The sequence below is a fragment of the Gilliamella intestini genome (genome assembly GCF_900094935.1).
Lineage (GTDB): Bacteria > Pseudomonadota > Gammaproteobacteria > Enterobacterales > Orbaceae > Gilliamella > Gilliamella intestini.
Map to the genome: position 1 here is coordinate 1 of NZ_FMBA01000059.1, position 11,585 is coordinate 11,585.

Annotated in this window: 12 protein-coding genes; 7 read left to right on the forward strand and 5 right to left on the reverse strand. The window is 34.9% G+C overall.

The window, feature by feature from the left end:
* The 5 genes from GA0061080_RS10840 to gntK all read right to left on the reverse strand — a co-directional run.
* Positions 1–521, reverse strand: a 521-nt coding sequence (locus GA0061080_RS10840; protein ID WP_141683145.1) for a hypothetical protein, incomplete at its 3' end; no start/stop codon positions are given.
* A 349-nt stretch (positions 522–870) separates the two neighbouring features.
* Positions 871–1,365: a DUF4303 domain-containing protein gene (locus GA0061080_RS10845; RefSeq protein ID WP_091125461.1), complete on the reverse strand. Its 495-nt coding sequence runs from the start codon at positions 1,363–1,365 to the stop codon at positions 871–873.
* Positions 1,366–1,396: 31 nt separating this feature from the next.
* Positions 1,397–1,837, reverse strand: a complete 441-nt coding sequence (locus GA0061080_RS10850; RefSeq protein WP_091125464.1) for a WapI family immunity protein — start codon at positions 1,835–1,837, stop codon at positions 1,397–1,399.
* Between the two features lie 646 nt (positions 1,838–2,483).
* A complete protein-coding gene (gene edd, locus GA0061080_RS10855; RefSeq protein WP_091125467.1) occupies positions 2,484–4,289 on the reverse strand; it encodes a phosphogluconate dehydratase in 1,806 nt (601 codons plus the stop codon).
* 45 nt (positions 4,290–4,334) lie between these two features.
* Positions 4,335–4,865 (reverse strand): gluconokinase, encoded by a 531-nt coding sequence (gene gntK, locus GA0061080_RS10860; RefSeq protein ID WP_091125470.1) that lies wholly within the window; start codon positions 4,863–4,865, stop codon positions 4,335–4,337.
* 291 nt (positions 4,866–5,156) lie between these two features.
* Here gntK and gatA point away from each other — a divergent pair, with 291 nt between their 5' ends.
* The 7 genes from gatA (at position 5,157) to GA0061080_RS10895 (ending at position 11,313) form a co-directional block, all read left to right on the forward strand.
* A complete protein-coding gene (gatA, locus tag GA0061080_RS10865) occupies positions 5,157–5,609 on the forward strand; it encodes a PTS galactitol transporter subunit IIA (RefSeq protein ID WP_167349229.1) in 453 nt (150 codons plus the stop codon).
* Between the two features lie 17 nt (positions 5,610–5,626).
* On the forward strand, positions 5,627–5,911 hold the full coding sequence (gene gatB / locus GA0061080_RS10870) for a PTS galactitol transporter subunit IIB (protein WP_091125477.1): 285 nt from the start codon (positions 5,627–5,629) through the stop codon (positions 5,909–5,911).
* Positions 5,912–5,915: 4 nt separating this feature from the next.
* Positions 5,916–7,298, forward strand: coding sequence for a PTS galactitol transporter subunit IIC (locus GA0061080_RS10875; protein ID WP_091125481.1), 1,383 nt, complete (start codon positions 5,916–5,918; stop codon positions 7,296–7,298).
* Between the two features lie 101 nt (positions 7,299–7,399).
* Positions 7,400–8,443, forward strand: a complete 1,044-nt coding sequence (locus tag GA0061080_RS10880) for an alcohol dehydrogenase catalytic domain-containing protein (RefSeq protein WP_091125485.1) — start codon at positions 7,400–7,402, stop codon at positions 8,441–8,443.
* A gap of 94 nt (positions 8,444–8,537) precedes the next feature.
* Positions 8,538–9,311, forward strand: coding sequence for a DeoR/GlpR family DNA-binding transcription regulator (locus GA0061080_RS10885; protein WP_091125488.1), 774 nt, complete (start codon positions 8,538–8,540; stop codon positions 9,309–9,311).
* Positions 9,312–9,493: 182 nt separating this feature from the next.
* A complete protein-coding gene (locus tag GA0061080_RS10890; RefSeq protein ID WP_091125492.1) occupies positions 9,494–10,432 on the forward strand; it encodes a hexose kinase in 939 nt (312 codons plus the stop codon).
* A 26-nt stretch (positions 10,433–10,458) separates the two neighbouring features.
* Positions 10,459–11,313, forward strand: a complete 855-nt coding sequence (locus GA0061080_RS10895; protein ID WP_091125495.1) for a tagatose bisphosphate family class II aldolase — start codon at positions 10,459–10,461, stop codon at positions 11,311–11,313.
* Positions 11,314–11,585: the final 272 nt, after the last annotated feature.

Here is an 11,585-nt window from a genome sequence, read left to right on the forward strand (position 1 = left end):
AGTTGGATTATGCCTTCGTATTGTCCAAATTCGGGATATTTTTCGTATAAGCCTGAAAAGTCGAGTTTTTGATTGCCTTCGTAATCTTCGTATTTCCCCTTAGAATCGATATATTTTCGGGCAGCATAGTTTCCGTCCTGATCAAATGCAAAGTGCATACGGTACTCTTCGTCTTCGCTGCTGTTTCCTGCAATGTATTGCGTAAACCAAACTTCTTCTAAAAATAAGGTGCGGTCTTCTTTTACTTCACCAAAATGATATTTTAAATATGTTCTTCCTTCATTATCGATAAAATGAACGCCAACATATTTGTTTCTAGGCACTATCGTAACGTAACAATAGGGGTAAAGTGATTTTTCGGAGTGTAATACGCAAAACTCATATCCCAATAAATGCTCGTGGTTATATTTAGCGACTTCTTCGGAAGTGAGCTTGCCTTTTTCTACTTTATTTCTAAATTTGGTATTATTCCATGTGTCCCATCTGCTTACTGAACTTGTTTGATCTTTTATTTTTTGCATAAAAAATCCTAAATACTTTACTATCATAGTTTATTTCCTTTATTTTGATTTATTTATATATTTTACCTGATACATCTCTTATTGTTACACCCTTTTCAGCCGCATACTCTAAAACTTCTTTGGAAATTTTTTCTGTTTGTCTAGGTACTTCTAAAATCATTTGCCCGTCTAATTTTTTTCCTGCTCTTGCAATGGCTTCCGCATTACGTTTGGTGTTTTTGATAACCGTACCGGGGGCGTATTTGCTAGTGATTTCATCAATATATTTTTTTGCTGTTCTTTCTGTTACTTTCCCTAACTGTGTAAATTTTCGGCTTACTATTTCTTTACTGAGAAATATTCTTTGATACTATTCTTCTGAATCAATCCAATTTTTAAATTCCATGAATTTAGTTTCATCATTTAGTCTTTTCGCAAAAACTTTTTCGATTTCTTTATCATCAAATTCACTTATACCAAACATTAATACAAATTCACTGTTTAAATTTTTAAATAGTGATTCTTCTTTTAGTTCTTCCAAAACTTCTACTGCAATTTTAAAAATAGTATCTTTATGTTTTATAAATAATATTTGATTATTAGATATTTTATTATGTTCATTTAATAGTTCTTCATTAATTTTTGAAAAGTGCATTTCGTTTATCATTTCATACTTCCATTCATTTATACTCCATTTGAAGTATTCATCGTAGTCTTTTTCCTCTTGCTGTAATTCTTTTAAATGAGTAATCGTGTTACAGGAAATTGAAATGCTCATAACCGATTCATCAGTATATAAACCAAATCCGCATATTTCTTCTTTTTTTAAGTTTTCAAGACACTTTAAAAAAGTATCTTTAGTTATTTTTTTAAGTTTCCTTTAAATTCTGAATAGTTCATATTTCTTTTTCCGGATATTTTTTAATATAGCGATCTAGTTCTGCAATAATACCCTGTATTTCTTTTTCATTAACGACATAGAACAATGAATATTCCGAATCAAAATCCTCTTCATATTTAGGATTTAATTTATACCTTAAAACTATTTCAAGCTGATTATTTTTAAATTTAATAGATAAGGCAGGTTCCATAAAATGAATTTCATCAGTTTCATCAAAATTGTTATTTTTCAAATTACTAAACCATTCTCTTAAATTAACCAATTCTGTTGTTAAAAGGCAATTGTCATTTTTATCAAAAAAAAGGGAGGTTTGAAAATCTTTAATTTCAATATTTATACTTAGCCAATTAGAATCCCAATATTCTCTGGAAAATGGATAAGAATAACCTTCTACATTTAGTTTGAATTTTGTATTATTATTTTTTAGAATGATCATAATTTAATCTTTTTAAATTTTACTAGAAGTTCCCCAAAAATTGCTTTATGCGGTTTAATGGTTCTATAAAAATTAATAAAGCGTTTGAGTTTTTGTTTTCTCTCTTTTGAGTCGCTAAATATTGGCTGATTATGCCATATCTCAATTCAAAGTTCATATCACGCTTTGGGCTTTCCTATTGGTTTGTGTGCAGACGCGTTCGGTGAATTTTTAATTAATACGACGGTTATCATACAGTTTATCTAAACAAACATTTATCTAACAAATAAATACAGTGCTATTTTGTCAAAAAGTTTCAGGGATGCACTGTGTTTATGTAAAAAAACACAAAAAATCATATTGATAACAAAAGGTAAATATTCTCTAGTTTGTTGTTTCGTTTGATTTTTAAGTAAAGGTAAACTTTTGGTAACAACTTGCAGTATTTCGCTCGGATAGTTTTTGTTATCGCCTTTAGCTAAATTGGTGACAGTTATTTTTCTTTATGATATCAGCACTCTATCGCTTGTTTGTGATCGGGTGTTAATTGTGTTTTTTTATGGATATTTATTACAGTGCATCTCAAAGCACTGTAAACTACGTGAAGAATTTCTACCGCGAGACTGATTGGTTAGTTTCTGCCGCAATATGCGGCAGATTTTTAGTATTAAATGCTTACTGCACCTTCTTCTGCGGAAGTTAAATTTTCTCGGATAACGGTAAATAGTTCACGCCCATAACCAAGATGTGAATCCGCTAAGTCGAAAGGATAAGGTTTACGTTTAGCTAATTCAACTTCATCAACAAGTAACGTGATTTCGCCAGTTTGGCCGTTAACACGAATCATGTCGCCTTCTTGAACTTTACTTAGTAAACCGCCATCATAAGCTTCTGGTGTGACATGAATAGCAGCAGGAACTTTACCTGAAGCACCTGATAAGCGACCATCGGTTAATAAGGCGACTTTATAGCCTTTATCTTGTAGCACGCCTAGTGGGGTTATCAGTTTATGCAATTCTGGCATGCCAATCGCTTTCGGCCCTTGATAGCGTACAACGACAACACAATCTTTATCTAATTTTCCTGCTTTATAATCAGCATCTAAATCATATTGGCTATTAAAAACAACCGCAGGTGCTTCGATAATTTGATGTTCAGGCTCAATAGCGGATGTTTTCATTACTGCTCGCCCTAGGTTGCCTGACATAACTTTTAATCCACCATGCGAGTTAAATGGTTTTTTAATCGAGGCGATGACATTTTCGTCTAATGATTTGGTTGGACCTTCACGGTAAACTAATTTACCATTTTCTAAAATTGGTTCTTTGGTGTAACGGCTAAGACCATGACCGGCAACGGTTTCAACATCTTCATGTAATAGGCCACCAGCCAGTAATTCTCGAACCAGTAAAGAAGTTCCCCCTGCTGCTTGGAAATAGTTAATATCAGCAGGACCGTTCGGATAAATTCGGCAAAGTAGTGGTACAACAGTTGAAAGATCTGAAATATCATCCCAATTAATAATAATTCCAGCCGCTTTTGCCATTGCTACAATATGCATGGTTAAATTGGTTGATCCACCTGTTGCCAGTAATGCAACTAAGCCATTGACGATGACTTTTTCGTCTACCATTTTACCCACAGGCATATAGTTACCTGATTGGTTGGTTAGGCGAGTAATTTGTTTAGCAGCAGCATTGGTTAATTCATAACGTAATGCCGTTTCAGGATGAACAAAAGCCGTCCCAGGCAAATGTAGCCCCATCAATTCAATAACCATTTGGTTACTATTTGCTGTACCATAAAAAGTGCAAGTGCCACTAGTGTGATAAGATGCCGATTCTGATTCAAGTAAGTCTTGACGCGAGGCTTTACCTTCTGAGTAGAGCTGGCGGATACGCACTTTTTCTTTATTCGATAAGCCTGATGGCATTGGTCCTGCAGGTACAAAAATAGCTGGTAAGTGACCAAATGTTAATGCACCAATAAATAAACCTGGTACAATTTTATCGCAAATGCCAAGATATAGTGCGCCGTCAAACATATTGTGTGAAAGGCCAACAGCAACAGACATGGCAATGATGTCTCGGCTCATTAATGACAGCTCCATTCCCGGCTCGCCTTGGGTAACGCCATCACACATTGCTGGTACTCCCCCCGCCATTTGCCCAACCGCGCCCACTTCGTGGAGGACTTTTCGGATTTGTTCAGGATAATATTCATAAGGTTTATGTGCCGAAAGCATGTCGTTGTAAGAGCTAATGATCCCAATATTGCTTTTTAGAATATTTTTTAGATCATTTTTATCATCAATACAACAAGCAGCAAAACCGTGAGCTAAGTTGCTACAAGGTAAGCTGGCTCGAGTTACTTTATTGAGCATTGCTCGTTCTATTTTTTGTAAATAAGCCTCGCGCGTTGCTTTTGAACGCTCAATAATACGTTTTGTTACAGCTTGAACAGTTGGATTCACATTAACCTCGACATTTGTTATGTTATTCTTTTTATTCTATTGCTATTATTCACAATGACATATGGAACGAATGACTTGCTCTGTATCATTGACAACATTGACTAATGGCTGTGCAATGTCTATTTTGTAGACATCGTTTTCATCAGTAGTTGGTTCTTCAAGAGTGTCAAATTGCGATTGAAGCATGCCAGTTTTTTGGTAGTGACCTTGGCGTTTAGCTAAACGTTCGGCAATGACATTGTAATCGCCTTTTAAATAGATAAAATGAACATTTTCATTCTCGCCACGGATAATATCTCGATAGTGTTTTTTTAATGCCGAACAAATAATAATCGATACATCATTGACATTACTCATGGCAAAAGCGGCATTACTGATTAAGCTAAGCCAAGGCATACGATCTTCATCATTTAATGGTGTGCCACTGCGCATTTTTAGAATATTAGACTTAGGATGTAAAAAATCACCATCTAAAAAAGCAGCATCTAAATTATAAGCAACTTGTTTAGCCACCGCTGATTTACCACAACCCGACACTCCCATTAATACAAAAACTTGTTTGCTTTTTTTACTCATTGCTAATCCTTAATATACTCACATTTTGTTACGGGTAACATTCTGTCACTTTAATCTTTTATTGCAATCTAAAAAAGTAATTTTTGTGATCTTGATCATAATTTGCAGTTGGAATGTGTTTTTACACCGATTTGAGAAACGATGCTTATTAAAAAAATAGATTTCGATCACAAAATAGTAAAATCCTATTTGTTTTTTCATTCGAAAGAAATTAATCTTTCGATATTATTTTTGTTTTCGAAAGTTGTAATTTAAAAAGTAACATAAAAAAGACAAAAAATGGAGAATAAAATGAGAGAATGTCAGCTTCTTATTGAGGATAATGTTAATTTTAACAATAGTTTAGATTTGCTAACTTATCTGAGTCAGCAATTACAGCAAAAAGGTATTGTAAAAGAAAGCCATTTGAAAGCTTTGATTGATAGGGAAGCATCATTTCCAACGGGTATTTTACTCGATGGTTATGCTGTAGCTATTCCACATTGTGAAGCAGAACATGCAAATAGCCCTGCGGTCTTTATTCTTCGCTCTCAGTCTCCTGTTTTATTCCAACGAGCAGATGATGATGGAACTGTTGAAGTTTCATTAATTATTTCATTGGTTGTTACTTCACCAACAGATCAGCTAACACTTTTAAAAACACTTTTTACAAGTCTACAAAATAAAGAATTTTATCATTTTTTATTAAATAGCCCGCAAGATGCAATTGCCGAACATTTTAATAAAGTGATATTTAATCAATAACTTGTTTAGGAGGAATTATGAAAAAAAAGATTATTGTTGCATGTGGTGGTGCAGTTGCAACATCAACTTTAGCAGCTGACGAGATAAAAGAGTTATGTAATGAAAATAATATTGAGCTTGATCTAGTGCAGTGTCGGATTAATGAAATTAGTACCTTTATTGATGATGCCGACCTGATTTGTACTACAGCAAAGATGGATCAAACATTTGGTGATATTCCGATTGTGCATGGTATGCCATTTGTATCTGGCGTTGGAATTGAGCAGTTAAAAGCAAGAATATTATCTATTTTAAAAGGATAAAAATATGTTTACTGAAATTATGCAGTACATTTTGGATCTTGGTCCATCAGTGATGTTGCCCATTGTGATTATCTTGTTTTCATTAGCTTTAAGAATGAAGTTGGGTGATGCACTAAAAGCTGGAATTCATATAGGAATAGGGTTTGTTGGTATAGGATTAGTTGTTGATTTGTTAACCAGTTCTGTTGGGCCTGCTGCTCAAGCGATGGCTGAAAGATTTGATATTAGTCTAAATGTTATCGATGTTGGTTGGCCTGGTGCAGCGCCTATGACTTGGGCTTCACAAATTGCTTTAGTTGCCATTCCTATCGCTATTGCAGTAAATATTATTATGTTAGTTTTAAGATTAACTAGGGTTGTTAATGTTGATATTTGGAATATATGGCACATGACATTTACCGGTGCGCTTGTTTACATTGCAACAGGCTCTTACTGGCTTGGTATTGTAGGGGTTATTGTTCATGCCATTATTGCTTATAAACTGGGTGATTGGTTTGCTAAAGATACCAAAGATTTTTTTGAGCTTGATGGTATTGCTGTACCACATGGAACTTCGGCATATTGTGGCCCGATAGCGGTATTTGTTGATACTGTTATCGAAAAAATACCAGGCATTAATAAAATTAATTTTAATGCTGTTGATATGCAAAAAAGATTTGGTGCGTTTGGTGAGCCTGTTACCGTAGGTTTATTTATGGGCATTTTACTAGGTTTATTAGCAGGTTATGGTGTCAAGCAAACCTTACAACTTGCAATTCAAACCGCTGCGGTAATGCTGTTAATGCCAAGAGTGATAAAACCAATTATGGATGGTTTAACCCCAATATCTAAACAAGCACGCAAACATTTACAATCAAAATTTGGTGGGCAAGATTTTCTTATTGGTTTAGATCCAGCATTGTTATTAGGGCATTCAACGGTAGTATCAGCGAGTTTAATTTTTATTCCATTAAGTATTTTTATCTCCATCATCCTACCTGGTAATGAAGTTTTACCTTTTGGTGATCTGGCAACTATTGGCTTTTTTATCGCAATGGGGGTAGCGGTTCATCAAGGTAACCTGTTTAGAATCATTATTTCTGGTTCTATCATTATCGCCATTACGCTTTGGATTGCCACCCAAATGGTTCCATTGACTACTCAACTAGCCATTAATGCAGGCACGATGACTACGAATAATGGCGTTTCAGTTGGTGCAATGGATCAAGGTGGGTCACCCATTACTTATCTTATGGTTCAGTTGGTCAACTTGAAACAACCTATTGGTTTTTCCCTTATTGGATTGTTTTACCTTTTCTGCTTATTTTTGACATGGAAACGCACCCAAAAATACCAGTTATTTCTGAAAAATCAACCATTAGATCAAGAAGATGGAGTAATAAAATAATCCCAAAACAGTCATCACCAAAATCAATCGGAAAGCTTTCACTCAGTAACGAGTGAAAGCAATACATCAACGTAATTTGTTTACCAATAAAGGAAAATAACATGAAAGCGGTTGTTGTCAATGAAGAGGGAGCTTTATCTATACAAAATATAGAAATGCCCAAAATAACATCTCCAGATCAAATTTTAGTTAAAGTGGCTTATTGTGGATTATGTGGTTCAGATATTCCGCGTATATTTCACCATGATGCTCATTTTTACCCGATTACACTTGGTCATGAATTTAGTGGTACCGTAGTGGATACGGGGTATGGCGTGACTGAGTTCGACAATGGCGATTTAATCTGTTGCGTACCATTATTGCCATGCTTCAAATGTGATGAATGTCAAAAGCATTACTATTCACTTTGTAAACATTACACTTTTGTGGGTTCAAGGATAGCCGGTGGCTTTGCGGAGTATATTGTATTAGATAAGAAAAATGCATTTAAATTACCTAAAGGTATCAGCCCGCTTGAGGGTGCATTTTTTGAACCAATGACTGTTGGAATGCATGCTTTGTTATTGGCCGATGGATGTGAGGGCAAAAATGTTGTCATCGTTGGTGGTGGCACAATCGGATTACTTGCTATGCAATGTGCCAAGGCAATGGGGGCAAAATCAGTTGCGGTGCTTGATATTAACCAGCAGCGTCTCGATTTAGCCAAACAACTAGGCGCTGATGTGGTATATCATTCTCAAGATCTTAGCACCGATGCGATTTACCAAGCTTTATCTTCATCTCGCTTTGATCAAATTGTATTAGAAACGGCGGGTTCACCCGTTACGGTCAACTTAGCCATTGAAATTGCAGGCCCTAGAGCGAAGATAGCCTTGGTAGGTACACTTCATCATGATATTACACTTCCAGAAAAAACATTCGGACTGATTTTACGAAAAGAGTTACAAATTTTAGGCAGCTGGATGAACTATTCAGCGCCATGGCCAGGTAAAGAGTGGCAATTAGTGAGTCAGTACTTTATGGATGGAAAAATTAAACTTGATGAGCTGATTGCTAGCATGGGTGACTTTGATTCATTTATTAAACAAGTGACTGCCTTAAATGGTCGCCCTATGAATGGCAAAATTTTATTAAATTGTATGTAATTATTTTGATTTAAGTCAGCGATTGAAAATGAAACCTTATCTTTTGATTCTGTTTGTTATACACTGCTAAAAAATTTTCGAAAAAGGAAATATTATGAATGCAAGTGAAAGACGCCAACAGATAGTAGAACTTCTTAATATGAAAGGAACGGTATTAGTTTCTGATTTGTCGGAACAGTTTAATGTTTCGGAGGTCACAACCAGAACCGATCTGAGATTGCTAGAAAAACAAGGAGTGCTAACACGATTTCATGGTGGAGCAACCAAAATCATGAATAACGGTGACTTAAAATCATTTAAAGAGCTGCAATTAGAAGAACGTTATCAGCGATTTATAGAAGCTAAAAAACGTATTGCAATTGAAGCGGTTAAACATGTTAAAGAAGGTGACACTATTATTTTAGATAGTGGTAGTACTACCATGTTGATAGCAGAAGAACTGGTAAAATTGAAGCATATTACTGTGATTACCAATAGTCTTACTTCTGCATTTATATTATCAGACAATAGTGACATTATGCTATTTATGTGTGGTGGTACACTTAGACATAAAACGCGTTCTTTTCATGGAAAAATTGCTGAGCAATCGTTAGCTGGCATTTCTGCTGATATTTTGTTTGTTGGTGCAGATGGAATCGATGCAGAAAGAGGAATAACAACGTTTAACGAAGGTTATACTATCAGCAGTGTTATGGCTAATGCCGCTAAGAATGTGATTGCTGTACTTGATTCGTCTAAATTTGGTCGTAATGGTATTAATGTTGTGTTACCACTTAGCCAACTCAATACCATTATTACCGATACTGATGTTGACAGTAGCTGTAAACAAGAATTTGTGGCAAAGGGTATTAAATTAATAGCGGTTTAATATTTGTGCTTACACTCGTGTGTTTTTTATATCTTAATTGGTCATAAATATTAAAAACCATTACTCGTTTAGGTTCGATACCCTAAACGATAAAAGTTTTTACTTCTAGCCAAGTCGATTTAATGATAGTGATCATTTAAACCTGTTATTTCTCCCAACGATATCAATGCGTAGGAGAGAATATGATATTAACAATTACGATGAACCCTTCGGTGGATATATCGTATCCATTAAATAAATTAGCGATTAATGATATTAATCGAGTCTCAGAGGTAAAAAAAACCGCAGGAGGTAAAGGACTTAATGTAACTCGAGGCATTAAATACTCAGGTATTCCCGTTCTTGCATCAGGCATTATTGGTGGAACAACGGGCGAGTATATTCAAAAACAATTAGATAAAGATAATATTAATTACGACTTTTATATCACCCAACATGAATCAAGAAACTGTATTGCCATTTTACATGAGGGAAACCAAACTGAAATCCTAGAGTCAGGGCCAGTATTAGATAATTATGATGTCAATGTCTTTTTAGAACATTACCAGAATTTGCTTAGTCAAGCGCAGGTTATTACTATTTCAGGGTCATTGCCACAAGGATTTCCAGTCGGTTTTTATACTCAATTAATTGAAAAGGCAAATAAGTATCAGATCCCAGTATTGCTAGACTCATCAGGTAAAATGTTATTAGAAACACTCGTTTCTAAAAATAAACCTTTTTTAATCAAACCCAATAAAGATGAACTACAGCATATTATTCAAATGGATATCGATCCAAATGATGTAGCTTCATTAGTTAAAGCCGTTAATCATCCTTTACTGAATGATATTGCTTTTATCATCATCTCATTAGGTAAAAATGGCGCTTTTGCTCGCTGTCATCACAACTATTACCAAGTTTCAATTCCTAAAATTAACGTGGTTAATCCTGTTGGATCGGGAGATGTCACTTTAGCTGGACTTGCCGTTAGTATTTATGAAAACGAACCGATAGAAGTCATGCTTAAACGGGCGATGACAATGGGCATGTTAAATGCGATGGAGTCACAAACTGGTTTTGTCGATATGCGTAATTATAATGAATATTATCAACAAGTTAGAGTTACCCAAATTAATTAAAAATTTATGTTAATTAAGGAGTTATTATGTACCTTATTTCCAGTCAAGAAATGTTAAAAAAAGCACAACGTGAAAATTATGCTGTTCCGGCATTTAATATACATAATCTTGAAACTATCCAAGTCGTAATTGATACCGCTAAACAGATGCAATCACCGGTAATATTGGCAGCTACACCTAGCACTTATCGCTATGCAGGTACAGAGTATTTAATTAATATTTGTAAAACAGCTGCACAAACCAAGCATTTTCCTTTTGCTCTACACCTTGATCACCATGAAGATATCAAAGATATTCAAGCTAAAATTGAAGCGGGTATTCGTTCAATTATGATCGATGCTTCACATCATCCATTTGAAGAAAATATTAACATTGTGCGTAAAATGGTTGAATTTAGCCATAAGTTTAACGCTAGTGTTGAAGCTGAATTAGGGCGGCTTGGCGGGCAAGAAGACGATCTTATTGTCGATAACAAAGATAGTGCTTTTACAGATCCCAGTGCGGCAAAAGAGTATGTCGAACGCACAGGAATAGATTCACTTGCGGTAGCTATTGGTTCAGCTCATGGTATGTACAAAGGTGAGCCTAAACTCGATTTTGAACGATTAGCCAAAATACGAGATAAAGTTGATATTCCACTGGTGTTACATGGTGCATCAGGTATACCTGATGCAATGGTGAAAAAATCGATTTCATTGGGTATTTGCAAAGTAAATGTGGCAACTGAATTAAAAATTGCTTTTTCAGATGCGTTAAAACAAGATTTTAAAATCAACCCTGATGCAAATGATCCAAGGCATTATATGCAACCAGCTAAATTAGCTATGGCAAAAATTATCGAAGATAAAATTCGTATTTGTGGTAGTGCTGGTAAATTGTGATATAAAAGCTAAAGGTATTTTGTTTGATTTAGATAGAATATTGGTTAATTCATTACCAGCAGTTGAGCGCTGCTGGTTAAGATGTGTCAAGTGACAGCAACTTAAGTATTCGTAGGAATGACGCGCGTTGTTTACCATAATTTGCAAAACAATATGTAATAGTCAGTTTACTTTTTAGGCGCTATTTTTGTAAAAAATATTCAGGATTCTATACCGTTTCGTGATGAATTTAGACTTCTCTGTTTTCCATTTATTAAAATATGTGATAGTCA